General features: G+C 64.2%; 24 protein-coding genes. 7 read left to right on the top strand and 17 right to left on the bottom strand.

Annotated elements, in window-relative coordinates; genetic code table 11:
* Positions 1–218 precede the first annotated feature (218 nt).
* The 3 genes from M9H71_RS16730 (at position 219) to M9H71_RS16720 (ending at position 5,395) form a co-directional block, all read left to right on the top strand.
* Positions 219–2,285, top strand: coding sequence for a methyl-accepting chemotaxis protein (locus M9H71_RS16730; protein ID WP_455406087.1), 2,067 nt, complete (start codon positions 219–221; stop codon positions 2,283–2,285).
* Between the two features lie 223 nt (positions 2,286–2,508).
* Positions 2,509–2,931 (top strand): hypothetical protein, encoded by a 423-nt coding sequence (locus tag M9H71_RS16725; protein ID WP_455406086.1) that lies wholly within the window; start codon positions 2,509–2,511, stop codon positions 2,929–2,931.
* Between the two features lie 154 nt (positions 2,932–3,085).
* Positions 3,086–5,395 (top strand): TonB-dependent receptor, encoded by a 2,310-nt coding sequence (locus M9H71_RS16720; RefSeq protein WP_455406085.1) that lies wholly within the window; start codon positions 3,086–3,088, stop codon positions 5,393–5,395.
* 93 nt (positions 5,396–5,488) lie between these two features.
* On the opposite strand, the gene M9H71_RS16715 is transcribed toward M9H71_RS16720, so the two are convergent.
* Positions 5,489–5,728 carry a PilZ domain-containing protein gene (locus M9H71_RS16715; RefSeq protein WP_164602879.1) on the bottom strand — a complete coding sequence of 80 codons (240 nt, stop codon included), beginning with the start codon at positions 5,726–5,728 and terminating at the stop codon, positions 5,489–5,491.
* A gap of 265 nt (positions 5,729–5,993) precedes the next feature.
* Between M9H71_RS16715 and M9H71_RS16710 the strand changes: the two genes are divergently transcribed.
* The 3 genes from M9H71_RS16710 to M9H71_RS16700 are packed head-to-tail and all read left to right on the top strand — an operon-like array spanning position 5,994 to position 10,893.
* Entirely contained in the window at positions 5,994–7,007 is a 1,014-nt protein-coding gene (locus tag M9H71_RS16710) for an endonuclease domain-containing protein (protein ID WP_455406084.1), read from the top strand.
* The gene (locus tag M9H71_RS16705) at positions 7,004–7,690 is read left to right on the top strand and encodes a hypothetical protein (RefSeq protein WP_415218559.1); all 687 of its coding nucleotides are present in this window, start codon (positions 7,004–7,006) and stop codon (positions 7,688–7,690) included. Before M9H71_RS16710 ends, M9H71_RS16705 begins: the two co-directional genes overlap by 4 nt.
* On the top strand, positions 7,687–10,893 hold the full coding sequence (locus tag M9H71_RS16700; RefSeq protein ID WP_455406083.1) for a helicase HerA domain-containing protein: 3,207 nt from the start codon (positions 7,687–7,689) through the stop codon (positions 10,891–10,893). Before M9H71_RS16705 ends, M9H71_RS16700 begins: the two co-directional genes overlap by 4 nt.
* A gap of 1 nt (position 10,894) precedes the next feature.
* Here the strand turns inward: M9H71_RS16700 and M9H71_RS16695 are convergent, their stop codons facing one another.
* The 16 genes from M9H71_RS16695 to M9H71_RS16620 all read right to left on the bottom strand — a co-directional run bounded on the left by M9H71_RS16695 (position 10,895) and on the right by M9H71_RS16620 (position 24,879).
* Positions 10,895–12,253, bottom strand: a complete 1,359-nt coding sequence (locus tag M9H71_RS16695; RefSeq protein ID WP_455406082.1) for a TIGR03808 family TAT-translocated repetitive protein — start codon at positions 12,251–12,253, stop codon at positions 10,895–10,897.
* Positions 12,254–12,360: 107 nt separating this feature from the next.
* Complete coding sequence (locus M9H71_RS16690) at positions 12,361–12,642, bottom strand: hypothetical protein (protein ID WP_455406081.1); 282 nt, start codon at positions 12,640–12,642, stop codon at positions 12,361–12,363.
* A gap of 64 nt (positions 12,643–12,706) precedes the next feature.
* Positions 12,707–13,357 carry a pyroglutamyl-peptidase I family protein gene (locus M9H71_RS16685; RefSeq protein ID WP_455406080.1) on the bottom strand — a complete coding sequence of 217 codons (651 nt, stop codon included), beginning with the start codon at positions 13,355–13,357 and terminating at the stop codon, positions 12,707–12,709.
* Positions 13,354–14,343 carry a methylmalonyl Co-A mutase-associated GTPase MeaB gene (meaB, locus tag M9H71_RS16680; protein WP_455406079.1) on the bottom strand — a complete coding sequence of 330 codons (990 nt, stop codon included), beginning with the start codon at positions 14,341–14,343 and terminating at the stop codon, positions 13,354–13,356. The genes M9H71_RS16685 and meaB overlap by 4 nt, the downstream gene beginning before the upstream one ends.
* 88 nt (positions 14,344–14,431) lie before the next feature.
* Complete coding sequence (locus M9H71_RS16675; RefSeq protein ID WP_455406078.1) at positions 14,432–15,025, bottom strand: beta-class carbonic anhydrase; 594 nt, start codon at positions 15,023–15,025, stop codon at positions 14,432–14,434.
* A gap of 198 nt (positions 15,026–15,223) precedes the next feature.
* A complete protein-coding gene (locus tag M9H71_RS16670) occupies positions 15,224–16,009 on the bottom strand; it encodes a PdaC/SigV domain-containing protein (RefSeq protein ID WP_455406077.1) in 786 nt (261 codons plus the stop codon).
* Positions 16,006–16,458, bottom strand: a complete 453-nt coding sequence (locus M9H71_RS16665; protein WP_455406076.1) for a HepT-like ribonuclease domain-containing protein — start codon at positions 16,456–16,458, stop codon at positions 16,006–16,008. The genes M9H71_RS16670 and M9H71_RS16665 overlap by 4 nt, the downstream gene beginning before the upstream one ends.
* Positions 16,352–16,666, bottom strand: coding sequence for a nucleotidyltransferase family protein (locus tag M9H71_RS16660; protein WP_455406075.1), 315 nt, complete (start codon positions 16,664–16,666; stop codon positions 16,352–16,354). The genes M9H71_RS16665 and M9H71_RS16660 overlap by 107 nt, the downstream gene beginning before the upstream one ends.
* 35 nt (positions 16,667–16,701) lie before the next feature.
* On the bottom strand, positions 16,702–18,861 hold the full coding sequence (scpA, locus tag M9H71_RS16655; RefSeq protein ID WP_455406074.1) for a methylmalonyl-CoA mutase: 2,160 nt from the start codon (positions 18,859–18,861) through the stop codon (positions 16,702–16,704).
* A 62-nt stretch (positions 18,862–18,923) separates the two neighbouring features.
* Entirely contained in the window at positions 18,924–19,388 is a 465-nt protein-coding gene (locus tag M9H71_RS16650) for a GFA family protein (RefSeq protein WP_455406073.1), read from the bottom strand.
* Positions 19,385–21,256, bottom strand: a complete 1,872-nt coding sequence (locus tag M9H71_RS16645; RefSeq protein ID WP_455406072.1) for a methylmalonyl-CoA mutase family protein — start codon at positions 21,254–21,256, stop codon at positions 19,385–19,387. The genes M9H71_RS16650 and M9H71_RS16645 overlap by 4 nt, the downstream gene beginning before the upstream one ends.
* A gap of 157 nt (positions 21,257–21,413) precedes the next feature.
* Positions 21,414–21,905, bottom strand: a complete 492-nt coding sequence (gene folK, locus M9H71_RS16640; RefSeq protein WP_455406071.1) for a 2-amino-4-hydroxy-6-hydroxymethyldihydropteridine diphosphokinase — start codon at positions 21,903–21,905, stop codon at positions 21,414–21,416.
* Position 21,906: 1 nt separating this feature from the next.
* Positions 21,907–22,272 carry a dihydroneopterin aldolase gene (gene folB, locus M9H71_RS16635; RefSeq protein ID WP_455406070.1) on the bottom strand — a complete coding sequence of 122 codons (366 nt, stop codon included), beginning with the start codon at positions 22,270–22,272 and terminating at the stop codon, positions 21,907–21,909.
* Complete coding sequence (folP, locus tag M9H71_RS16630; RefSeq protein WP_455406069.1) at positions 22,269–23,123, bottom strand: dihydropteroate synthase; 855 nt, start codon at positions 23,121–23,123, stop codon at positions 22,269–22,271. The genes folB and folP overlap by 4 nt, the downstream gene beginning before the upstream one ends.
* Before the next feature lie 109 nt (positions 23,124–23,232).
* Positions 23,233–23,700, bottom strand: a complete 468-nt coding sequence (locus M9H71_RS16625; protein WP_455406068.1) for a DUF4411 family protein — start codon at positions 23,698–23,700, stop codon at positions 23,233–23,235.
* A 6-nt stretch (positions 23,701–23,706) separates the two neighbouring features.
* The gene (locus M9H71_RS16620) at positions 23,707–24,879 is read right to left on the bottom strand and encodes an XRE family transcriptional regulator (RefSeq protein WP_455406067.1); all 1,173 of its coding nucleotides are present in this window, start codon (positions 24,877–24,879) and stop codon (positions 23,707–23,709) included.
* A gap of 668 nt (positions 24,880–25,547) precedes the next feature.
* Here M9H71_RS16620 and M9H71_RS16615 point away from each other — a divergent pair.
* Positions 25,548–26,207, top strand: a complete 660-nt coding sequence (locus tag M9H71_RS16615) for a hypothetical protein (protein WP_455406066.1) — start codon at positions 25,548–25,550, stop codon at positions 26,205–26,207.
* Positions 26,208–26,443: the final 236 nt, after the last annotated feature.

The raw sequence follows: 26,443 nt of genomic DNA, 5'->3' as shown, positions 1-26,443 counted from the left end.
CGCTGAATTGTACCGCCGAGATTTAACGGATCGGAACGAATTCCGGCGCACCTGTTGCGTGCGGTCCGGTTCCGGAACCGTTCACAAGATGACATCTCAGTGGGGGGACTCGCGGCGACGTGCGCGGCATTGCCGTGCTGCGGATTTCCCTCTTATGCGCCGCCTCTCATGCGCCGCGTGCAGCCACGCTTTCGAGCGTACTCATCGGGAAAGAGATCATGTCGCGTATCCCTTCGTCGCCCGTCCCGCCCACAGTTGCGGGTCCATTTTCGTTCTTCACCAACCGCAAGATCGGCGTCAAAATCGCAATCGGCTTCGCGGCCGTCCAGGTGCTGATGGCGGTGATGGCTGTGCTGAACTATTCCAGCTTCGGCAAAGTCGGCGTCGCCTTCACGGATTTCGATCAGCGCGTCGGCGTAGTCGGCGCTGTGCGTGACGTCGAGCAGGACTTTAACGCCTTCCGCCGGGTCGTGCGCGAATACAGCCTCACCGGCGAGGACCATCTGATCGCCGAAGCCAGCAAGCGCAGCACCGAACTGCAGGATCACATCAAGCAGGCTCTGCAGCAGATTCAAGCCGAGAACCGGCGCGCGGCGATGGTCGATCTGAGTAGCAAAGTCGATTCCTACGTGGCCCAGCTTGAAGGTCTCACGAAGGTGCGCCAGGACCAGAATAGGTTGTCGCTGACGGTGCTGGGACCTGTCGGGCAGCGTATCGTCGGTCAGCTCGAGCAACTGCAGGCCGCCACCATGCGCGGCGATGGCAACAGCGAGCACGCGCTGTTGGTCGGACAGTCTCTGAAGCAGTTCCTGCTGCTGCGGCTCGCCGCCAGCAAAGTGCTGGGAGTTCGGTTCGACAAGGCCGACCAGGCCAACGCAGAGAAGGCGATGGGCGATTTTCGCACCACTCTGGCGACGATGAAGACCGTGCTGTCAGGCGACTCCGAGCACAAGCAGCTCGCGGCGATCGAGGTCGACCTCGCGATCTATGCGGATGGCCTCGTGCAGTCGGTACGCGACGTCTACGAGATCGACACGACGATCGCGGCCATGATCAAGGTCGCAGAGTCGCTCTCGGGCGATGCGACCGCGATCAAGCAGTCCGGCATTGTCGATCAGAAACAGATCGGTCGCCAAACCGCGGCGCTGATCGGCCAGACCCAGAACCAGATCGTGTTCATCACCCTTGGGGCGATGGCGATCGGTCTGGTGCTCGCCTGGCTGATCGGACGCGCCGTGTCGAAGCCGATCGTGGGGATGTCCGGCGTGATGAAGGAGCTCGCTGGCGGCAATACCAATGTCGAGATCGTCGGAGCCGGACGGCTCGATGAGATCGGACTGATGGCATGCACGGTCGAAGTGTTCCGCAATAACGCGCTCGAATGCGATCGCCTGAAGACGGAGCAGGAGGAAGCCGAACGTCGCGTCGCCGCCGAGCACAAGGCAGAGATGCAGCGCCTCGCCGATCACTTCGAAGGCGCGGTCGGAGAGATCATCGACACCGTGACTTCGGCCTCGACCGAACTCGAAGCCTCGGCCGGCACGCTGACCACGACTGCCGAACACGCGCAGCAGCTCGCCGGCTCGGTCGCGGCGGCCTCCGAGCAAGCCACCGCCAATGTGCAGTCTGTGGCGTCGGCGACCGAGGAGATGGCCTCGTCGATCAACGAGATCAGCCGTCAGGTGCAGGAGGCGGCGCGCATCGCCAACGAGGCGGTGGAGCAGGCCCGCAAGACCAACGACCGGATCGGTACGCTGGCCCAGGCAGCGAACCGGATCGGCGACGTCGTCGAGCTGATCAACACCATCGCCGGCCAGACCAATCTGCTCGCTCTCAACGCCACGATCGAAGCGGCGCGGGCCGGCGACGCCGGTCGCGGCTTCGCGGTGGTCGCCGCGGAGGTCAAGGCGCTCGCCGAACAGACCGGCAAGGCGACCGGCGAAATCAGCTCGCAGATCGGCAGCATGCAGTCGGCGACGCAGGAGTCGGTCGGCGCCATCCGTGAGATCGGCGGCACCATCGAACGGATGTCGGAGATCGCCTCGACCATCGCGTCAGCGGTGGAAGAGCAGGGCGCGGCCACGCAGGAGATCTCGCGCAACGTGCAGCAGGCGGCTCGCGGCACCCACGAGGTTTCGTCCAACATCGCCGACGTGCAGCGTGGTGCGACCGAGACCGGTTCGGCCTCGTCGCAGGTGCTGTCCGCCGCGCAGTCGCTGTCGCGCGACAGCACCCGCCTGAAGGACGAGGTCGACCGCTTCATGGAGACGGTGCGGGCGGCATGACAGATCATTTGATTTGAGCCGGATTCCACCATCCGACGCATGCGCCCGGACTCGGTCCCGGGCGCGTGCGCTTGTGCCGACTGTGTTCCAAAAGTGACATCTATTCCAAATGTCATGAACTGTCGGTTCGCGTCACCTCCCCGTATTGTTGCACCTCCGGCGCTGTGATTACTTAGTCGCGCACAGGTTGGGGACGAGTGTGCCGAGGGCGTCGCGGAGCGGAGTGAAGGAGAAGGCGTCGGTCGCGCATGCGCGTCGTCCGAGCCGTTCGCTCGGCACACGTTGGCTTGCGGCCGCACTTCGGCTCTCGACCAGTTGGCTGGTCACCCTGGCGCTGCTGCTGCAGATCGCTCTGTCAGCGGCGCCGCCGGCCGGCGCCGGATCGCTCGACGTTCTCGCTAGCGCCGGCATCTGTCATTCGATCGACACCTCAGCGCCGGCCGACTCACAGGATCGGGTGGTGGTGCACTTCAAGTGCATCGCCTGCGTTCTGGGGTGCAGCCTGCCGCCGCCGTCACTGGTCGTCACCGCGGCGCCGTGCCTGTCCTGGGCCTGGCTCACTCAGCGTTGGCCGCTCGCCCGAGCCGCGCCGCGCAGCGCCCCTGTCTCCTCCCATTCCGCCCGCGGACCTCCGGACCTCGCTTAACCGCACCGGTCGCTGATCGCGCGTCTTTCGCGCGGCGGCGATGCCTTGCCGTTTCGCTGCTGCCACCGTCGCGTCCGCTTCGTCGCGCCGCACGGGGACAGATGTCCTGCGCCAGTGACGTGCTGCGCGCGCTCGATCATCCGTGAGTTTCGTTATGTCATCCGTCTTGTCCGCCGGCTTGCGCCGGTCGCCATTGCTGTCCACCTCGCTGCTGTCGCTGCCACTCGCGGCTGTTGCTTTCTCGGCCGTCTCGCTCTCGTCGGCGCCGGCTTCGGCCCAAACCGCGAGCACTCTGTCGACCGTCGTGGTCGAGCCCGCCAAGCCGCGCGCCAAACCGCGTGTTCGTGCCACCACGCCGTCACCGCAGCGCGGGCCGGCGATCCGCGATGCTGCGGTGTCCCCGCCGCCCGCCGCTCCATCGTCTGAGCCGGTGTCCGCCTCGGCCACGACGCTGCCGGGCTCGGCTGCGGTGACGCGCAGCCTCGGCACCAGCGACAGCGCCGCGCTGATCACCGACATTCCGGGCGGTGCAGTTTGGGGCGCCGGCGGCGTTTCCAGCCTCCCGGCGCTGAACGGCGTCGGTGCCGATCGTGTGCAAGTGGCGATCAACTCGATGCTCATCAGCCCGGCGTGCCCGAACGAGATGAATCCGCCGCTGTCCTTCGTCAATCCGCAGATGATCGCCAGCATGCGCGCCTATCTCGGCGTCGCGCCGGTCAGCGTCGGCGGCGACTACATCGGCGGCAAAATCGACGTCACCACCGCGCCGCCGCAGTTTGCGACCGGGCCGAGCCTGCTGACCACCGCGACGGTCTCCGGCTTCTATCGCAGCAACGGCAACGCCTACGGAGTCGATGCGCGTGCGACGATCGCCAATCAGGACACCAGCGTCACGTACACTGGCGGCTGGGCTCGTTCCGGCAACTACAAGGCCGGCAACGGCATGACCGTGAAGTCGACGCTGTGGGAAGTGCAGAACCACGCCGTCAGCATCTCGCGGCAGAGCGCCGGCAACCTGTTCACGCTGCAGGTTGGCGGGCAGTTCATCCCGTATCAGGGCTACGCCAACCAGTACATGGACATGGTTTCCAACCGGTCGATGTTCGTGAATGGACGTTATGACGGCGTGTTCGATTGGGGCAAGCTGGAGACATCGGCGTTCTATCACCGCATCCGGCACACCATGGGCTTCATCGCGCCCGATAAGGTTGCGGACATGCCGATGGACACCCGCGGCACCGACCTCGGTTACAATATCAAGGCCTCGGTGATCGCCTCCGACCACGATCTGATCCGCATCGGCAACGAGACCCATGCGTATCGGCTCGACGACTGGTGGGATCCGGTGCCGGGCTCCGGCATGATGATGTCACCCAACACCTTCATCAATATCAACGACGGCCGTCGTACCCGGCTCGGCACCTTCGTCGAGTGGGAGCGGCACTGGAATCGGGAATGGACGACGCTGTTCGGCCTGCGTAACGACGTGGTGTGGATGGGCACCGGAAACGTCCAGGGCTACAGCGCGATGTACGCAGCCGATGCGGCCCGCTTCAACGGGCGTGACCGCGACCGCACCGACGTCAATTTCGACGGCTCGGCGCTGATCCGCTACGAACCCAACGCGATCAGCCAATTCGAACTCGGCTTCGCCCGCAAGACCCGCTCGCCGAACCTCTACGAGCGCTACACCTGGTCGAACACCGCGATGGCAATGAACATGATCGGCTGGTTCGGCGACGGTAACGGCTATGTCGGGAACGTCGATCTTGCTCCTGAGAAGGCTCACACGGTCAGCTTCACCGCAGCTTGGCACGATCCGGCGCAGAAGTTGTGGGAGGTCAGGGTCACGCCGTATTACAGCTACGTGCAGGACTACATCGACGTGAACCGCTGCTTTATCTCGGGCACCTCGACCTGCAATGCGGCGAACTTGACCAAGACCAACGCCTTCGTGTTCCTGCAATTCGCCAACCACGACGCCGAACTCTACGGCGTCAATCTGGATGGCCGGCTGACGGCATGGGACAATGCAGCCTATGGCCGCGGCGTGCTGCGCGGGCAGTTCGCTTACGTACACGGCCAGCGCACCGACGGGATCAATTTGTATCGCGTGATGCCGGTCAACGCGAAGCTCGGGCTCGACCACGAGTTCGGCGGCTGGGTCAACGGCATCGAGCTGCAATTGGTCGGCGCCAAGACGCAGGTGAGCGAAGTGCGCAACGAGACCACGACCTCTGCCTACGCGCTGCTCAACCTGCGCACCGGCTATCGGTGGGAGAACGTGCGGCTCGACGTCGGCGTCGATAATGTGTTCGACAAGTTCTACACCCTGCCGCTCGGCGGAGCCGACCTCGTCGACTACCGCGCGGCCTCGATGATGGGTGGATCGTCGCCGATTTGGGGGTACGGCGTGCCCGGCATGGGCCGCTCGTTCAACACGCGTCTGACCGTGTCGTTCTGATCGCCCTCGGGGCCGCTTCCATTTGGGAGCGGCCTCGATTTGCGAGCCGGCGCATCGAGGGGCGGTTGCGGTCGACCCGCTCAACCGCCTTGCTCATTCGAACGAGACGCCGATCCGTTGTTCCTTTCGCCAGATCACGCGGCTGCGCCGCTTGATCTGATCGGTTGGGACATAGAGTGTGAAGCACTCGGGGATGGATAGTGGCGAGACGACATCCAGCGCCGCGCCGGCTTCCGAGATGTTCCTTACTTTGCAATCGATGGTGCCGCCGCCGAACTCGATCGTTGCAGCTTTCAGCACGCGCCGGCGCGGCGTTTTTCTCTGCTCATCCATTCTGCTGTTTGAGCACGGATATTTTATGTTTCTGTGAACGCGCAGTCTTTGGGATGAGGCAAGGCGATCCGCGCTTTACGGCCGGACAGGGCGACATCGCGCTCAGACTTCATACGACACGTTGCTGCCGAGCGTTGCTCGTGTGGACGGCGTTGCGCCCACCCGCGCGCATGCGGCACCTCCAGAGGCTGCGGCTTTAAGGCGAGCGAGTTCGCTCGGAAGTACGGTTGCGCTGCATCGCAGAGTTTGCCATTTTTGCGGTTGCATGAAACCTTGGCTGCAATCGCGTCCCTCGGCGTCGATCAGCGTCGAAGCTTTGGGAAACCGAATCGTCCGGCTGCGGCCGGGGGAGCGGCTGACTGTCGTCGGGATCGGTATCAACGAGATACGACGAAGCCTAACCACCATTCAGGCCGAGCGCTCAGCATTGGTCCTGCCTGAGGCAGGCAGCACGGACGCGATCCTAAGTCATCTTGTCGATGATCTTGCGGATCTTGCCCTGGCGTGTTGGCCGCGCTGGTATGGGATGGATTGCTCCAGGACGGACGGGACCGAGATCGCGACTGCCGATCGCCCGACGATCGCGGCGGCCTGGTTTCGCGCAGCTTCCAGGCGAGCGGCGCACGGGCATCGCCCGCGTCTTCGCCGGGCCGCGAGATCGATCGAATTCAAGCAATTGATGCAGGCGATCGATCCGCCCGACCTTTTATTGTTGGCAGCAATCGATCCACTCGACGCCGTCCGCGCTGCGCCGGTGATCCAGGTCTTGGAGTGGTGTGCAAGCCATGGGGCGTCGGTAGTCGCTATATTTCCCAGCAAACCGCTTGCGCTCGCCCCGTTCGACCGCCTTCTGTATGGAGCCCTCGAGGTTGTGTCGGCGGTCGAGCCGTTGCAAACCCGCTTCATCGCCCCAAGCGGTCGCGCGCACCACTTGAGTCTGATCGAGCAGCGCGTTGAGGCAGCGCTGCTCCGAGACGGTGAACTCGCCTCGCTGTTCATGTGTAACCAAAGTGTTGCAATCGACGGCTATGGCACCCCCCGCGTCGATTTGCTGTGGCGGGACGGGCGCGTCGTCGTCGAACTTGACGGTCCCGAGCACCAGAGTGATCCGAACTTCGCCAACGATCGACACCGCGACTACGAACTCTTGGTTGCCGGCTATCTGGTTCTTCGCATCACCAACCAACAGGTCGCGACCGATCTGCAAGCCGCCATTGAAAAGATCCGCGCCGTCGTTCGATATCGAAAATCAACCCTCAACAGTCGGTACAGCGTATGACTCCGAAACAGACGTTGATCGTGTGGTGCCTGCTGGGCCGCAACGGCCAGGCGTTACAGGCTGAAATCCGTCCCGAAGTCGACAAGAAGGACCGGGAGGCGCTGGTCGCTAACGGATTGATATCGAGCGCCAAGGTCGGCCGCGCGCTCGGACTGAAGCTGGAAGACAAAGGGTGGAATTGGGCAGGTGAACACCTCGGTGACGAGTTACCGAAGAACTATCGTGTGCTGCAACAATGGCTGGGGATACTGAAGCAGTATTTCGAGAGCAGCGGCGTCACGCTCGCGGAGTTCATCGGTCCTGCGCCCGAGTGGCCACCCGCAAAGGAGGCTAAGCGCAAGAAGAAGTCTCCCGCGTTGAGAAAGCCCAAGAGCGAGAAGACCGAAGCCCGCGACCGGCCCGGTGCGCCGTCGCACGAGCAATTGCGAGAACGAATCGAGCAAGCGTATCTGATAATTACGAATGGACGGAGAGGTGTGTCCGTGCCCCTGGGGCACCTCCGTGAGCAATTAGCCGATCTCGATCGTGCCACAGTAGATGCCGCACTGATGAGAATTCACAAGACCGAGACGAACGCCGGATTCGGCCGAAACGACGACCCTAAGAGCATTTCACCCGACGAGGCCGAAGCCGCGTTCAGCTCCGGCGGCGACCCGTATCACTTCATTTGGTTTCAGTCATGAATGTAGATCTGCAGGCGCTTCGTGTCGTCGATTTCAACTGGGTTCGCTCGTTGGACAGCATCTGGTTCGACGAAAGCGCGGCTGGGGATGCCGGGCCGAACGCCGATATCATCGACCACGTTTCCCAGGAGTTTCTCCGCGAAACGCTTGGACCGAGATCGCGCGCGCCGGGAATCCCGCTGACGGGACATGCCGGGATCGGAAAAACTCATTTTGTCAGCCAGCTACGCCGTCGGGTTTGGGAGGATGGCGGGTGGTTCGTGCTGCTCGAAGTGTTGGGCCTGACCGATTTTTGGCGAAATGCCGCATTGAGCTACGTCACGTCGTTACTGCAGCCGATGTCCGACGGACGCCGTCAACTCGAAGCGGTGCTGGCTGGCGTCGCTCGGCGCTTCAAGGTCGAGAAGGAGGTGGAGACCGCCTTCAACATCCCGAACATCGAGGCGCGCAAGATCGTGGACGTGCTGGTGAAAGGCCTGATGAGGCACGACGTACAGAACACTTTGCGGCACCAGGACGTGTTTCGCGCGATGTGCCTGCTGCGATCCAACGACATCAACAGCGCTGGCCTCGCCCACGCCTGGCTGCAAGGCTACGATGCCGACGAACAGGCGCGCGCGGCTCTCGGCTTTCTGAAGCCGCCGCCCCAGCCCGTCGATCTCGTGAGAGGCATGTCCTGGATCATGAGTCTGGCCGGGCCGACCATGGTGGCGATCGACCAGATCGACGGAGTCGTCAACCCGAGCATCGTTACCGCTCATCTTGATGACGACGCCCCAAACCAGGGCTTGGGAGAAGCTCTGGCGGCTGGATTGCTCGAGCTCTACGACGTCGGACATCGCAGCATGACGGTCGTGACCTGTCTGATCAATTCCTGGCAGGTACTTCAGACAAGGGGCTTGATCCCCTTCAGTCAGCGATTTCGCGAACCGTTGAATCTGCGCGAGATCAAAGATCCCGCGGACGTTCGCAGCCTGATCGTCAGCCGGCTCGCGCCGGCCTACACGTCCCTCAACTTCACACCGCCCTATGAGAGCTGGCCGTTCAGCGAGACAGCAATCACAGGTGCGGCGGGCGTGATTGCGACTCCGCGGACCATCTTGATGCGCTGCGATGCGTACCGTCGTCGCTGCATTGAAGCCGGCAAGGTGACCGAGTGCGACCGCTTGGCCGACGACGTGACCACTCCCAACCCGGCTCCGGCGCTCGACGGGTTTGCTCAGGAGCTCCGGCAACTGTCGGCGGCCGCGGAGATCGACGATCTGATCGTCGCGGACGATGACGGCAAGCTGGCCGGTCTGCTGCGTGAAGTATTCGACCTTTACGCGCGCGAATTCGAGCCCAACGAGGTCGTAGATTTGGAAAGCCGCGGGGATCCGGCACAACGTGTGCCGCCGCTGCACGGGCGATTGACATTCACGTACCACGACCAAAACGACCGCGAGCGACACTTCTGCTTCCGTGCGCTCGAACACACGCACGCAATCTCGTTTCAGGCGCGGCTCCGCGCTGCTCTGACCGCCTCCGGCATCAATGCCAAGATTGCCGATCGTCATCTCGTTCTGGTGCGGCGTAGTCCGATTCCGGGTGGGGCCAAGACCAAGCAGCTCTTCGAGTTGTTCGAAAAGTCTGGGGGCATCGTTGTCGATCCGGGGGATGCTGATCTCAGGGTCTTCGTGGCGTTACGCCAGATGAGCCGGGATGCCGCGGCCGATGGTCGAACCGCTGAATTCGACACCTGGTTACGGACCGAGAAGCCTATGCTCGCCACGCAATTCTTCCGAGCGGCTGGGCTCAGTCCGCCTCCGGCGATGCCGACGACGACCGGTGGCGCGAATGCGCCCGATGCCGGGCCGTCTACGCCGGAGCTGCGATCACCGACACCGATGTCGCCGCAATCTGTCGCCGCGGAAGCACCCGCTTCGACGACGCCTTCGCCATCGACTGCTCACGCCACTGAGGTGGTGCCTCAAACAAGGCCGGACTCAATCCCGGTCGGTCGTCGTATTGGTGTGAGCGAAGGACCGGTGAGTGTCCCGCTCAAGCTGTTGCCGCGTCACACCGCGATCATTGCCGGCTCGGGGTCGGGCAAGACCGTGCTGCTGCGCCGGATCGTGGAGGAGGCGGCCCTTGCGGGGATTCCTGCTATCGTCGTCGATCCGAACAACGATCTGTCGCGGCTCGGCGATTTGTGGCCGGTGCGTCCAGAGACGTTCAATGCGGAGGACGACGAGAAGGCCCATCGTTATGCGAGCAACGTCGAGGTCGTCGTGTGGACGCCGGGGGTGCACGGCGGAAATCCGCTGTTCCTGTCGGTGATGCCTGACTTCGCGAGCCTCGGTGCCGACAAGGATGAGCGCCAGCAGGCGATCGACATGGCGGCCGAAACGCTGGGGCCGCTGGCCGGGGCAAAGAACGCTTTGCAGAGAGGCGTTTTGACAGAGGCACTACGGCACTTTGCCAGCGGGGGCGGAGGTGATCTGGACCGCTTCATCGAGTTGCTCACCGACCTGCCTGAGGATTTGAGTCCGATTGGTAATGCCACGAAACTCGCATCCGGAATGGCCGATCAGCTTCACGCCGCCGTCGCGACCAATCCGCTACTTCGTGCCGATGGACCGGTCCTCGATCCGAAGGTGCTGTTCTTTGGGAGTGATGCAGCGCGCGTCAGGCTGTCGGTGATCAATCTGTCGGGGTTGGCGACCGAGGCCGCCCGCGGGGACTTCGTCAACCGGCTGCAGATGGCGCTGTTCGGCTGGATCAAGCGGAATCCTTCCAAGACCGGACTGCTCTATGTGGTCGATGAGGCGCAAACGTTCTTGCCGTCGCAAAGACCCGCGCTCAGTCTCGGCAGCGGCATCAAGCTGGTTGCTCAGGCGCGCAAATATGGACTCGGGATGGTCGTGGCGACCCAGGTGCCGCGTGGCATCCACAACCAGATCGTGTCGAATTGCACTACGCAGTTCATCGGCAAGCAGAGCGCGCCGGCGACCATTGCGGCAGCCCAGGATATCATTGCCGCCAGCGGTGGGCGCGCGGACGACATCGGCAAACTCAAGGCAGGTGAGTTCTACTTCGCCACGGAAGGATCCGGCAAACCCGCCAAGGTGCGCACGCCGATCTGCCTCAGCTATCACCCGCCCAATCCGCCGACACCCAGCGAGGTCGTTTCCCTCGCGAGACGGTCGGTCGTGACGGCATAGCTTACCGGACTTGATTGATCCCGAGCGCAACTTGCGCAAATTTCGTGGCGTTGGGGAGCGTCAGATCCGGAGTTACGGGCTTCGCGTGATCGAGACCGACCACTGCGCCGCGCGGGGCTTCGGCGATGACGTTGCCGGTGATCGTGGCGGTGCCGGCACCGTCCATCACCGAGACGCCGATGCCGATGAAGGTCTTGCGCACGACGTTGCCGGTGATCGCGACGTCGCGCAGATATCTGCCCCAGCCGGCGACGATGCCGAACGAGGGGGCATTCTCGATCACGTTGCCTGTTACAGCGGTATCGGCTTCGACATAGATGCCGATGCCGGCGTCGTCGTCAGGTGCGGTGCCGATCGGTCGCTTCGGTTTCAAATTGCGGATGACGTTGCCCTGCACGGTGCTGAGCCGGCCGCCCTCGTTGAAGTTGCAGACGGAGACGCCAAGCGCGGCGCCGTCCACGGTGTTGTTGGCGATCACCGCGCCTTCGAACGCGAACTCCGAATACAGCGCCACCTCGCGCACGTCGGACACGCTGTTGCCGGTGATCTGGATGTTCGAGGCCGAATTGCCGCGCACCGCGGAGTAATCGCAATCCTTGATGCGGTTGCCGCTGATCACCACGTTGCCGGCGCGAAACGCGTTGATGGCGTTGCCGTACTGGCCCGAGCCGCCGGGGCCGGCCTTGATGTTCTCGATCCGGTTGCCGGTGACGAGCGTGCCGTCGTCGCCGAGCGTGGTACGCAGAATCTCGATGCCGTTGTCGTTGGTATCGATGATGGTGTTGTGGTCGACGCGTAGGCCCTTGGCGTCGAACGAGACCACGCCAGTGACCGCGATCTTGGTCAGCGTGTTGTTGCTGATTGCGCCGGACGTTGCTTCGAGCCAGATGCCGGAGCCGCCGCTGGCGGTGATCGCGCAATCCTGGATTCGCAAATCCCGCGCGGCGATGCAGTGCACCAGTCCGCGCCGGCTCGGCAGCGCAATGCCGGCGCCGTCGAGCACGAGGCCGGACAGCGTCGCGTTCTCCGCGCCCTGGCTGTCGAACAGCGACGGTCCGCCGGTAAAGAGCAGCCTAGTCGCGCCGCGAACCCCCGAGAGCTGGGCGCCTGACGGCAACCGCAAGGTCCCGGTGCGATAGGTGCCCGACGGCAGCGCCAGCGGCACGCGGCGGCCGGCAGCATCATCGATCGCGCGCTGGAGCGCTGTGGTCTGGTCATCCGAGCTATCGGGGCGGACGCCGGACAGCGCCGCCTCGCGGCCGCGGCGCGAGGCGGGGGCGGCGGCGAGCGGCGAGGCGGCCAGCGCGAGCGCGCCGGCGGTCGCCACAGTGCCGAGGAAGTCGCGTCGGTGCAAAGCCATGGCGCGCGTGCTCTGTTAGGCGGAGATCCTGATCCCAACAGCTAACGCAAAATCGGGCCCGCCGCGGTGCGGCGGAGAGGAGAGCGGCGGGATGTTTGATCGTAGGGTTAACCCGACGCGCCCTCCGGCTCGGGCTGTACGTTTGGGACGGGCTGGTCGTCGCGTGCCGCCTGTGCCTCGCGCTCGTTGCGCTCCGGGTCTTCGCCCGGTTCCGGCGCACAGGCGCGGATCTCGTAGCCTTTATCGAGCACGCGGCGCGGCACGTCATCCTCGGCCCCGGTGATCGCTTCGATCACCAAGCCGCTGTCGCTCGCGTGCTGCCAGACATCCGCTTGGCTCGGATAGCTCTTGCTGACCTTGGCATCGTCGCAAAACAGCGCATAAGGCATGGTTTCCTCCCCGGGGGGAGATAACGCCCGGCAGCACAGCGGGTTTCTTCGCGGTCGAGCAGTGTCAGGTGGTCCGAACGCGTCGGGCCTGGCGGGTCAGCCGCACCAGCTCGAACAGCATCGCTTCGCCGGCATCGACCAGATGCTCGGCGGTGATAAGGCTTCCCGGCCACGCCGTGCCGTCGCGGCCGATCAGCGGCACGTGGACGAAGGCGGCGAGGTGCGGGCCGCCCGGCGCCTGCGTCGCTTCGATCGCCCGCCAGCACAAATAGTTGCAGAGATAGCGCCCGGCGTCGCGCGACAGGCGCGCGTCGATCCCAGTGGACTGCGCCGCCCGCGCCAGCCGCGCGCCATGTGGGCCAAAGCTGCGCGCGTCGTCACCCGGCGTGATCTGGCCGTGGCGCAGCGTCACCTGCTCGGCGTCGGGCCACAATGTGGTGATGGCATTGCGGGCGCGGGTCTCGATTCGGACGTGACGGGTCGAGGCGGCGAGCCCGAACATCAGCAGCGCGTCGGGACGATGCTGCGCCAGCAACGCAGGCAGGTCGCGGTCGACCGCGCGGTAGCTGACGTTGGAGACATGTCCGAGACGAGCCACATCGTCGAACGCCGGCCGGCGCAATTTGACGAGGCGATCGACCAAGGCGGGAGTAGGATTGAAGGGCGCACCGGGAAACGGCCCGAAGCCGGTGATCAGGATGCGCAGGCCGCTCATCCGATCAGCTCCGCGACCCGATCGGCGCCGAGCGTCGGCGTGATCGAGCCTTCGGCGACGGCAGCCTCGGTGGATTTCACCTTGGCGCGGATCGAAGGATCGCTGCGCAGCTTCGCCTTCCAGCGATCTTCCAGCAGTGTCCACATCCATTTGACCTGCTGCTCGCGCCGCCGCGCGTCGAACTCGCCGGACGGCGTCGTCGCGGTGCGATGATCGAGCACCGACTGCCACAGCTCCGCGATGCCGTTGCCGGTCGCTGCCGAGTAGGTGATCACCGGCGGCTGCCAGTGCATCGAGCGCGGGGTAAGGATGTGCAGCGCCGCGCGGTACTCGCCGGCAGCGAGATTGGCGCGGGCGATGTTGTCGCCGTCGGCCTTGTTGATGGCGATCATGTCGGCGAGCTCGACCAGGCCCTTCTTGATGCCCTGCAGCTCGTCACCGGCGCCCGGCAGCATCAAGGCCAGGAAGAAATCGGTCATGTCGCAGACAGCGGTCTCGGATTGGCCGATGCCGACGGTCTCGACCAGCACGACGTCGAAGCCGGCAGCCTCGCACAGCAGCATCGCCTCGCGGGTCTTGGCGGCGACGCCGCCGAGCGTGCCGGAGGACGGCGAGGGGCGGATGAAGGCATCCGGTTCGGCCGACAGCCGTGCCATCCGGGTCTTGTCGCCGAGGATCGAGCCGCCGGTGCGCGCCGAGGACGGATCGACCGCTAGCACCGCGACCTTGTGCCCCTGCGCGATCAGATAGATCCCGAGCGCGTCGATCGTGGTCGACTTGCCTACGCCGGGCGAGCCGGTGATTCCGACCCGGATGGCGCGGCCGGTATCGGGCAAAAGCTCCTGCACCAGCGCGCGTGCGGAGGCCTGGTGGTCGGCGCGGCGGCTCTCGATCAGGGTGATGGCGCGCGCCAGCGCGGCGCGATGTCCGCTGCGGACCTCGCTGGCGAGATTGGCAATGTCGCCGGTGCGTCGGGCTAGAGTCATGGCGCCCGTTTACAACGATTGGGCGCCAGCGGCGAGGGGAGTCCGGCGGGGGGAACGGCTGCGCGCGGATCTCCCTGTTGATGACGCCTCAGGCGACAGGTTTGCCGGCGGCGCTGGCTTCGGCGACCTCGTCGAGCCGGCCGGTCTTCACATCGTAGATGAAACCGTAGATCGGGATGTGCTTCGGCACCAGCGGATGGCTGCGGATCCGCGCGACGTCTTCGGTGACGCTCTTGGCGTTGTCCTGGAACGTGTGCCAGTGCACGAAATGACCGGCGACCGAGCCACCGCCGTGCTTCGGATTGCTCCAATGGTGGCCGTCGAAGCTCGCGGTCTCCAGATTGTCTTCGAGCAGGTCGGCGATCACTTCACCCGTGAACAACTGCATCCCGCAATCGCTATGATGAATCACGAACCATTCCTGGGTGCCGAGCAGCTTGTGGGAGATCACCAGCGACCGGATCGCGTCGTCAGAGGCGCGGCCACCGGCGTTGCGGATGACGTGCGCGTCGCCTTCGGCGAGGCCGGCATATTTGGCAGGATCGAGCCGGGCATCCATGCAGGTCAAAATCGCGAAGTGCCGTGCTGGTGGCAGCGCCAGATTGGCCTTGTCGCCAAAGTCCTTCGCGTAGTCCTTATTGGCCGATAATACGGCGTCGTAATTGCCGGCTGGCTTGGTCATGTCGTCCACTCCGCAACATTGCTGACAGCTTTCCATTCGCTGCGCCGGGCTGGCACAGCGAATGGAAATCGTCAGCGAATGAAGCAGACTTTGCGCAGAAGCGGCGTTCGTTGTTCGGCGCCGGGAGGGGCAAATATGCTGGCAATCGCGTGCGATGCAGACTGCGCATTCTAAACGTCCAGTGTCGTCCCCTCGAGCTTACTCGGCCTTGCGATCCTGCTTCGGCCGGTCGCCGCCGAAGATCGCGCTGCCTTCCGCCGACAGATACGGCTTCAGCGGGGTCCACGGCACGAACGCTTCGTAGCTGCCCTCGGCATAGGCGCCGACGGCGTAGGGAGCGTAGTGAAACGTCAGGCCGGAACTCTTGCCGGTTTCGGTCGAGGACGCCAACGTCACCGGGCCGATCTTCAGCAGTTTCGGTTCGATGCTCTTGACGTAGTCCTCGCCGTCGTCCTCGGTGCCGCGCGCCTTTTTCTCCGCTCTCAGGGCTGCGATCACGCCCTTGACCATCGCCCGCATCGCCGGACTGCCGTCGGACAGGTCGGTGAAAAATGGACGGATGCTGATGCGCTTGCCGAGCTGCTTGTCCCATAGAATAGTATCGATGTCGGTGTTGGGGTGGGCGCCGCCGGTGTAGCTGTAGTCGGTGCGCAGAATCGAGACGTAGCGGTCCGCGACCAGCGAGTCCTGCTGATAGCTTCGCTCGTAGGTCCACGGGCCGTTGCGGAATAGCTCCGGATCGCTCTTGTATTCCGGCTCGGCCTCGGTGCGCCGTTCGGCGATCCACTTCTTGCCCTCGGCAAGGCAGTTCTCGGCGAGCTTGGCATCGGCCTTGATCGCCGCATCGAGCGTCACCGTGCCGTCGATCGCTTTGGTCTTCACGGCGACGTCAGGCTTCGGTTTCGGCGGCTCGGCGAGGGCAGGGGAGAGGGCGCAGACGCTGGCTAGAACCAGCAAGATGCGGAACAGGTTCGAATAGCTCAACCGTCGGACTCCTTGCGTGCGCGAGAGAGGAACTGCCGAAGTGGCTCGAGATCACGTTGGATCATTTCCCACAATAGTCGGGCGTCTGTCGCGTGATAGGCATGCGGAAGCCAGTTGCCGAGGTCGGCCAATCGGCGCCAATTGATTGAGGGCTCACTCGCCTTCAATTCATTGGGGATGTGTCTCGAAGCTTCGCTAATTCGCTCCAGAAACCTCTCGACAGCCGCCAGTACCAACCGATCAGACTCGAAGTCGGCGAATTCCTTATCGCTCAGGACATCGCGAATATTCCGGAGCTCTGTCTCGATATGACCCAGCCGATCGGAAATCGTTGGAGGCACGTTAAAACACCTCGACGAGGTCTTGTGCGATCCGTTCCGCAAAAGCCGGCTGGATCGACCGGCGCATGGTCGCCTGAGCCCGGAGGCCGGTCGCGTCGGCGACGACATGCTCGACGCCGATGAGGTCGAGCAGCGAGAAGCGAGCTTCCGGTGCGACCTCTACCAGAAGGTCGATATCGCTGTCTGGTCCGGCATCACCGCGGGCGCGCGAGCCGAACACAAATAGCTTCTCGACTCCCCCCGCGCGCAAGGCATCCGTCTGCTCCCGCAGCCGGGCGAGGATGGTATCCAGCGGCATGTCGATGACGGCGGTCATGCCGTCATCCTACCACATCGCGGCAGCTCCCGCAGCTACTCCGCCGCCTGGCTGGAATGGCCGAGGCGGGCGTTCAGCTTGTGGATCAGCTCCTCGGCGGCGTCGGCGATCACCGTGCCGGGCGGGAAGATCGCTTCGGCGCCGGACTTATAGAGCGCGTCGTAGTCCTGCGGCGGGACCACGCCGCCGATGATGATCATGATGTCCTCGCGGCCCTGCTTCTTCAGCGCGGCCTTGAGTTCCGGCACCGCGGTCAGATGGGCGGCGGCCAGAGACGACACGCCGAGAATGTGGACGTCGTTCTCCACCGCCTGCCGTGCCGCCTCATCAGCGGTGGCGAACAGCGGTCCGATGTCGACGTCGAAGCCGATGTCGGCGAACGCCGAGGCGATCACCTTCTGGCCGCGGTCGTGACCGTCCTGGCCGATCTTGGCGACGAGGATGCGCGGGCGACGGCCCTCGGCGTCCTCGAACGCGTCGATCAGCGCCTGCACCTTCTCCATCCGGTCCGCCATCGATGCGACCTCCCGCTTGTAGACGCCGGTGATCGACTTGATCTCGGCGCGATGCCGGCCATACACCGTCTCCAGCGCGTCGGAGATTTCGCCGACGGTGGCCTTCTTGCGCGCCGCGTCGATCGCCAGCGCCAGCAAATTGCCGTTGCCTTCCGAGGCCGAGCGGGTCAGCGCCGCCAGCGCGGCGTCGACGTCGGCCTGCACGCGCTCCTTCTTCAGCCGGGCGAGCTTGTCGATTTGCAGGCGGCGCACGGTCGAGTTGTCGACCTTGAGCACGTCGATCGGGGTCTCGTCGGTCGGCTTGTACTTGTTGACGCCGATCACCGACTGCCGACCGGTGTCGATCCGCGCCTGAGTCTTGGCGGCGGCTTCCTCGATGCGCAGCTTCGGCACGCCGGCCTCGATCGCCTTGGCCATGCCGCCGAGCGCTTCGACTTCCTGGATGTGGGCCCAGGCCTTCACCGCGATGTCGTGAGTCAGCCGCTCGACGTAGTACGAACCGCCCCACGGATCGATGATCCTTGTGGTGCCGCTCTCCTGCTGCAGGAACAGCTGGGTGTTGCGCGCGATTCTGGCGGAGAAGTCGGTCGGCAGCGCGAGCGCTTCGTCGAGCGCGTTGGTGTGCAGCGACTGGGTGTGGCCCTGAGTCGCCGCCATCGCCTCGATGGTGGTACGCATCACGTTGTTGAACACGTCCTGCGCGGTCAGCGACCAGCCGGAAGTCTGGCAGTGCGTGCGCAGGCTCAGCGACTTCTGCTGCTTCGGGTCGAACTGCGTCAGCAGCTTGGCCCACAGCAGGCGCGCGGCGCGCATCTTGGCGACTTCCATGAAGAAGTTCATGCCGATCGCCCAGAAGAACGACAGCCGCGGCGCGAACTTGTCGACGTCGAGGCCCGCTGCGATGCCGGCGCGCACGTATTCGACGCCGTCGGCGAGCGTATAGGCGAGCTCGAGGTCCTGCGTCGCGCCGGCTTCCTGCATGTGATAGCCGGAGATCGAGATCGAGTTGAACTTCGGCATCTTCTGCGAGGTGTACGCGAAGATGTCGGAGATGATCCGCATCGAGGGCACCGGCGGATAGATGTAGGTGTTGCGCACCATGAACTCTTTCAGAATGTCGTTCTGAATGGTGCCCGACAGCTTCTCCGGGGAGACGCCCTGTTCCTCGGCGGCGGCGACGTACAGCGCCAGGATCGGCAGCACCGCGCCGTTCATGGTCATCGACACGCTCATCTGGTCGAGCGGGATACCGGCGAACAGCGTGCGCATGTCGTAGATCGAGTCGATCGCCACGCCGGCCATGCCGACGTCGCCGGCGACGCGCGGATGGTCGCTGTCGTAGCCGCGGTGGGTGGCAAGGTCGAACGCCACCGACAGGCCCTTCTGACCGGCGGCGAGGTTGCGGCGATAGAACGCGTTGGAGTCTTCAGCGGTCGAGAAGCCGGCATATTGCCGGATCGTCCACGGCTGGTTGACGTACATGGTCGGGTAGGGGCCGCGCAGGAACGGCGCGACGCCCGGCCAGGTGTCGAGGAAATCGATGCCGGCGACATCCGCCTCGGAGTAGCCCGGCTTGACCAGAATGCCTTCGGGCGTCAGCCACGGCTGGGCCTCGCCCGCGGGGGCAGGGGCGGCGGTGGGCTGGAACGCGATCTCGGCGAAGTTCGGAATCTTGCTCATTTTTATCTGATCTCACTACAGCCCATCGTAGCACGGCTGTCGTTTCTCGTCATTTCGTCGGGTTAATCGTGGTCCGGCTGCTGATAGCTGAACACCTGTGCCAGCCTGTCGGGCCCATAGTTCTGCAACGTGGTCTTGCTCGGCAGGTTCGCGATCGTGCCGGTCCAGCCGAGCCGGGCTTCGGTGCCGTACTGCAGGGTCGGAACCACGCGATCCGGCCGGTCGAAGGTTCCGGTCATGATCTCGATGCTGTCGCAGGCGAGCAGCCGATAGCCCAGCGGCGTTCCGCAGTCCTTGCAGAAGTCGCGCTCGGCGACCGAGGAGGAGCGGAACGACGCGGGCTCGCCGCGGGTCCAGGTGAAGCTGTCCTTGGCAATCTCGGCCATTGACGCGAACGGACCGCCGGTCGCCTTCTGGCACATCCGGCAGTGGCACAAAGCCGTGCGCAGCGGAGGCGCCGACAGCGCGTAGCGGATCGCGCCGCACTGGCAGCCGCCGGAGAGCACTGCTTTGCCGGTCCCGGTCATGCCGCTTCGATGCTCTTCCAGGCGTCGCTCAGCGTCGCCAGCGCGTCGCCGCCGGCGAACACGAACTCCTGCACGCCGGCTTCGCGCAAAGCGGTTTCCTGCTCGCCGGGGCGGCCGGCCAGGTAGATCCGCTGGGCGCCTGCGGCGGCGAGCGCCTGGGCGGCCGGGGCCGCATAGGTCGGATAGGCTTTGTCGGATGAGCACAGGCAGGCGAACGCCGCGCCGGACGCCTTGAAGGCCTCGGTGAGCGCGGCTGCATCGGTGAAGCCTTCGCTGTCGATCGCCTCGATGCCGCCGGTCTCGAAGAAGCTCTTGGCGAAAGTGGCGCGCGCGGTGAAGTCGGCCGGCGTGCCGAGGTTGGCGAGGAACACCTTGGGCCGCGACGCCTTGGCGGCGAGCACCGCGTCGGACTTGTCGCGCAGGGTCTCGAACGGCGTCGCAACACGGATCGGCGTCAGCGCAGCAAAGCTGATCTTGGCGTCGCCAGCGGGGGGCACCGCGGTCGGCTTGGCGTCGAGCACCTTGGCCTGCGCCTCGTGCAGGTTCGGGAACTCCGAGGCGCCGGTCAGGACGTCGCGCCGCTTGGCGATCGCCTTGTCGCGGGCGGCGCGGCTCGCGGCTACTTTCGGCTGGATCAGGCCGGCCTGCAGCGCGGCGAACGCCCCGCCGGCGCGCTCGATCTCCTGGAACTGGGTCCAGGCGGCGTCGCACAGCTCCTTGGTCAGCGCCTCAATGCCGCCGGCGCCAGCGGCTGGGTCGGCAACCTTGTCGAGGTTGGACTCTTCCAGCAGGATCAGCTGTGTGTTGCGGGCCACGCGGCGCGCGAAGGCGTCGGGCAGGCCGAGCGCCAGCGTGTGCGGCAGCACCTGCACCGAGTTCGCACCGCCGAGCGCGGCGGCGAACGTCGCCATCGTGGCGCGCAGCATATTCACATAAGGATCTCGCTGGGTGAGCATCCGCCATGCGGTTTCGGCTGCGACGACCAGCGGCTTGGGCGCCAGATCGCTGGCCTGTTCGACCCGCGCCCATAAGAGGCGCAGCGCGCGGAACTTGGACAGCGTCAAGAACTGATCGGCATCCGCGGAGAGCCGCGCGTAGATCATGCCGCGGGCGGCCTCGAGCGAAACGCCGGCCGCTTCCAACGCCCGCAGATAGGCGAGACTGCAGCCGAGAACGTAAGCCAGCTCCTGCGCCTCGGAGCCGCCGGCATCGTGGATCACGCGGCCGTCGGCGACCAGGAACGGCCCCTTGAAGCCGGCGCCAGCAAGGCCGGCGGCGACGTCGCCGAGGCCCTTGGCGATCTCGCTCCACTCGGTGGCGCTCGATCCCTGCACGGCGCGCGCGCCGAGCGGATCGATGCCGAAGCGGATGTCGCAGGCGGCCGGGTCGGTGCCGCGGTTCTTGATCAGATCGACGAGATGACGAACCACGTCACAGGACTGCGGCGGGAACTGCAGTTCGATCGCGATGCCGGCGTCGAGGTGGACGCCCTCCAGCGCTTGCGCGATCGCCTCCTGGGTGGCCGGCAGACCGAAGCCGCGCGCGCCAACGCTGCCTGCGAAAGCCAGGGTCAGGCCGGTTGCGCCGTTCTCGAGGTCCTGCAGAGCTTGCTTGTTGGCCTGCTTCGGCTCCGGGTGGTCGACCCGCTGCATGATCTGCCACGGTGCTGCGGGAGCGCGGCCGGCAATCGGCGCGGCATCGCGCGCCCGCACATAGATCGGATCGATCTGGATGCCGTCGGCGCTCTTGCTGATCAGCTTCTCGAACGGCCCGCCCTTCAGCACGCCGTCGACCAGCTTGCGCCAATCGTCATAGCCGGCCGGGGCGAAATCGGCGGCGAGCCGCAGCTCTTGCTTTGCAGAAGACATCGGTGAAATCGAACTCCCAGAATACCGGAACGTGATTTGGCCGGAAAATGCCACGGGCGGGCGGCGATGCCAAACAGTTGTTTGAGGCAATAAGGACGAGATTGGGTCCTGTGCACTGCGGCGGACCGTGTTGCGGGATATTCCCAGAAGCGGCGGTTCAGTCGCGCTCCGGCAGCCGCTCGATACCGGCGGTGGACAGGCCGGCGAGGGCCTCTCTCAGCGAACGTCCTCCGATCACCTGATCCGGCACGATGTCGAGCAGCGGCACCAGCACGAAGGCACGCTCGAACAGCCGAGGATGCGGCAGCGTCAGATCGGGCCGGTCGATCATTGCGTCGTCGTAAGCGATCAGATCGAGATCGAGCGTCCTCGGCCCCCAGCGTCGCTCGTTGGCCCGATCGCGGCCGAAGCGCTTCTCGATCTTGTGCAGCACTTGCAGCAGCGACAATGGATCGAGCCGGCATTCGATCTCGATGCAGGCATTGACGAAGCGGTCCTGCTGTTCGTCGCCCCATGGCGGCGTCGCGTAGTCCGGCGAGCGTGCGATCAGTTCGGCCTGGGTCATGCCGCAGATGTTGGCGATCGCCTTGTCGAACGTGGCGCGCACGTCGCCGACATTGCCGCCGAGCGCGATCAGGGCGCGCGGCATCTCAGCTCCGCCTGCGGGTGATGATCACGCCGACGTCGTCGAAGATCGCGGGGATCGGCGCGTGCGGCTTGTGCACCGTGACCTTCACGGCGGTAATCTTGTCGAAACTCGCAAGGATCGCGTCGGCAACCGCACCGGCAGCACGCTCCAGCAGCCGGTAGTTGGCGTCCTTGAACGCCGCGGTGGTACAAGCCACAACGTTGGAATACGACACCGTGTCGGACAGCCGATCGGTGCGCGAGGATTCGGTCAGATCGGCGGTAAGTTCGAGATCGATCACGAAGCGCTGGCCGACCTCGGTCTCGTGATCCATCACGCCGTGGCGGGCGTGCAGCACGAGTCCGGTAATAAAGATGGTGTCGTTCATCGGCTGTCCCTGATGGCGTGGGCGACTTTCAATGCCTGGGATGTTGCGGCGACGTCGTGCGCGCGGATGATCCTGGCGCCGTTTTCGACGGCGATCAGATGCGCGGCGAGCGAACCGCCAAGCCGCTGCTTGGGATCGCTCGGCACCACCGTACTGATGAAACGCTTGCGCGATGCGCCGACCAGCAGAGGCCTGCCGAACGCTGCGAACTCGCGCAGCCGCGCCAGTGTGATCATGCTCTGCTGCGGCGTCTTGCCGAAGCCGACGCCGGGGTCGAGCACCACCAGCTCCTCGGCAATGCCGGCCTTGGTGGCGATCGTCAGCGAGCGTTCGAAGAACGCATTGATGTCGGCCACGATATCGATCGCCGGATCGGCGTCGTCGCGGTTGTGCATCGCGATCACCGGGGCGCGGCGCGCAGCAATCACGCCCGCCATCTCCGGATCGCGCTGCAGTCCCCAGACGTCGTTGGCGATCGCGGCGCCATGGTAGAGCGCCCAGGCCACCACCTCGGCCTTCATGCTGTCGATCGACACCGGCGCGCCGAGCGCCGCGACCGCCGCCAGCACCGGCGCCAGCCGCCGCCGCTCCTCGTCGGCCGAGACCGGCGTCGACCCGTAGGGGCGGGTGCTCTCGGCGCCGATGTCGATGATGTCGGCGCCGTCCGCGATCATCCGCGCCGCATGCGCCCGCGCCCGCTCCGGGCCGAGAAAGTCGCCGCCGTCGGAGAAGGAATCGGGGGTGACGTTGAGAATGCCCATCACCACAGGCACCGGGCGCGCGAGCAGCGCCCGCAACGCGGCGGCGCCGGTCGCGGTGGGAGGCGCGGGAGTCTGCTGCGCTGCGCTCATGCCAGCGCTTTGCGCGGGAAGCGGCGGGGAGTCAAGCGGGGAACAACTGGTCGAACGGTGGGTTCATCGGCACCGCCAACTTGTTCAAATCTGCAAGCGTGCAAGGAAGCTATCCGAGCACCCAGTCCTCTTCGTCGATCAACTGCATCAGGTTGATACAATCGATCTTCATGGCGCTGCAGACACCGGGAATCTTGCCGAGGCTGCCGATGCCCGTTTCTTCGGTTATGACTGTGTAGCCTAGGACCTTGGCCAGGGCGATCACGAACGGGTCGGCCTGGAATTTCTCTTTCCCTGCGGAGACCAGGCCGGTGTACGTGTTGACGATATGGTCGACCTGCGACTGCACGGCTTCGTCAGGCATGACGAACATGGCTTCGCGCGGCTTCAGCCAGCCGTGCAATTCTTCGGACCGCTTGCTGCATTCGCGCAGGACCAGCGTCGAGGAAACCAGGCGACCGCTGGTAATGAGCTGGTCGAGCTGCTCCCACAGCTTCGGAAAGCGGTTGGGCTTGTAGCGCTCGTACCAGGCCGCAATCAGCGCGCTCGTATCGATGCAATAGATTTTTGCAGCCATGTCGGCTCAGCCTGCAATGCCAAAGGCCGCCTTTTCCATCACAGGAACGGTGGTAACCTTCATGTTCAAAAGACCCGCGACATCGCGCAGCGTGAAATATCGATCGTGATAGCCTTGGAAAATGAGCTGTGTGAAGGTGCGGCCGAGCTGGCTCAGCACCACATGGTGGTACTTCGGGCCGCCTTCGGCGGCTTCCTTCTGCTCGTCGAGTTGGGCGTAGATCTTTTGGAATTCGGCCCGTTTATTGTCGTAGAACGCCTGCGTTGTGCGGCCGAGCGTCAGCAGGCGGCGCAGCACGGCTTCTTGGCTGACGCCGAAGCGCAGCGCCAGCGCCTCCAGTTCATCGTCGCGCCAGCTGTTCTGACTGCCCTTTTGCGCGACCAGCGGTTCCCCGAGCAACCAGTCGCGCGGCATCAGCGCCGCCGCGGCCACGGCGTTGCAGAATTTCTCGACCTCGGGGTGAGGGGCGTCGTTGCGGTCCCCACCCATATTGCTGACGCCGCTCTGGCGCAGCGCCAAATGGCAGAACTCGTGCAGCAGCGTGAAGACGCGGCCGTTGCCGCGGTCCTTCCCGTTGATGAGGATCACCGGCATCGTCCGCTCGGCGAGCGCGGTGCCGCGCATCTCGCGGATTTTGAGCCGGGGGACGACGAAGACCAGAATGTCCTTCGCCTCGATCGCGATCCGCCAGCCGTCGAACGCCTTGCGGCGAAACTTCTGCTGCCCGGTCTCGGTGATGCCCAGATAGTCGCGGATTGTTTCGCCGAGCTTTTCGATATCGGAGTCGAGCGTGGCCTCGAGATCGAAATTCCGGACCTTCTCGCCGAGCTGATCGCGAACCGTCAATGCGATCTCGCGCCGTTCCCTGGCAAGCCGGATGGCGTAGATCAGTTGCGGAGAAAAGCCGTCGTTGATGCCCGGAAGACGCCGGAAATCCTGAATCGGTTGCCAACCCTTCGGCGGCGCCTTGAGGTAAAACAGGCTGACCGGCCGTTTGTAGAGGTCGGCGAGGTCCAGCAGCTTGGGGAACGTCAGTGTCTCGTCGCCGGCTTCGAGCGCGAGTAGGCGATCTTCATCGATGTGGAGACGGCGCGCGGCCTCGTCCGGGCTGAGCCCGGCCTGCTCCCGCGCCCATGCCAGCATGGCCGGGTTGATCAGCGCCTTCACGCTCTTCGCCATCTTCCGTCTCACCGGAGGAATTTCATTGCGGTGCGCTCAAGATAGACCACCCGCTTGTCGGGTCAATGGAGCGGGAAACCGGGGCAGGGAAGAAGTTGCGGCTCCGCATTCGGTCTGTCGCCGGCGCCGCCAGTCGCGGCGGAGGCCACCGAACTCTGCTGCGTTGCGCGCATTCCAAGCGCTTTGCGCGGGAAGCGGCGGGGGGCAAGACGGGGTGGGGGCCGACGACATATTGGTCTGCCGCTCCGATTAAAAGGGCGTGCATTGAAGCGATCAAAGTTCAGGGAATTGCGGATCGTTGCGGTTCTGCGAGAGCAGAAAGGGGCGTGGCGATGGCCCATGTTTGCCGCGCGCATGGTGTCAGCAGCGTAGTGTTTAGCGTAGTGTTTTATGTCCACGCCGGAAAGGTGGTTCGATGCTCTCAGTTCGATGCTACCAAATTCCGCGCTGTACGAACTGGTGTCGCCGCTAGAATTTTCACTCGTCGCGATATATAATCAGCTCTGGAAACGAGATAAAGTCCGCCAGCGCGCCTCCACCGATCTCGATCCGTCAAAGGCTTCAGCTTGATGGTAGGAGAAGTGCAGAAATTATTTCCTAGCTGCTATCAGTGATAACTGAGAAATTTCCTCTGACTGATTTATTTCCGACTAATGAGGTGGAGATCCATGTATTCAGACGAGGCGACGCCTCGAAAACGGGGTGCGATTTATTTCATTGTCATTGGCATTCTTGCCCCGGTGCTTGGTATCCTCGCAGACGTAAGCACAATTTGCGATTCCCCCAATCGCTCAATGTATGGTGTCAGGGTTTGCGAGCTTATACAGTCGAAGCCGCCCAGCCAGCCGAATTCAAGCGGAACGCCTCAGAGTCCAATCCCGCATCCCTTGCCGCCCGCCGATCCAATAATAGATCGCGATTTAATTGTCAGATGGCATAGGAACGAGAAGAGGAAAGAGATACCTGTTTCTGTCTCGAATGTCGGTGATCGAGCCGTGGACCATGGAGTAACTGAGTTAGTTGTTAAGAATCTGAAGAGCGATGGTGTCAATGTTGTTGACGACCGGGTAGGTGCCGCAATCGTTGTGTCGCTCGATGTCGGTGCAATCAGCGATGAATTGACGGGTGCGACGAGCGGTAAATTCTCCATTCACATGAGGCGGCTTTCTGTGCGGTTTAGTGTGAGTTGGAAGGGCGGGAGCACTATACTGGAAGATACGGTCCGTTCAGGAGCGGCCCAGAATGTGCTCCGAAACGGCGCAGCGGATGAGGCTGTGCGGGATGCGACATCGAAAGTCTTCGAAGTGCTGAGAGCTCTGTGGAACTGAGGAAAGAACTAGTCAGGATGGACTGGCGTGTTTGAGAAGTTGAATTGAACCCCTCTTGGTGGCCCGACGTCATATGCGTCACCGCTCTTTGCGTACACGGCAACCAGAGGTAAGATAAAAGAGATCGCGTTGACCTGCCACTGAACTTTCATCCAGCTACAGTTAGAGTCTCGGCGGTTTTTACGCCGGTCGGCGTATGTCGAGCAACGGGCGATCGGCGAAGCTGGTCCGGGGTG

The organism is Rhodopseudomonas parapalustris, from assembly GCF_053772255.1.
This window is presented reverse-complemented; position numbering and strand designations above follow the sequence as displayed.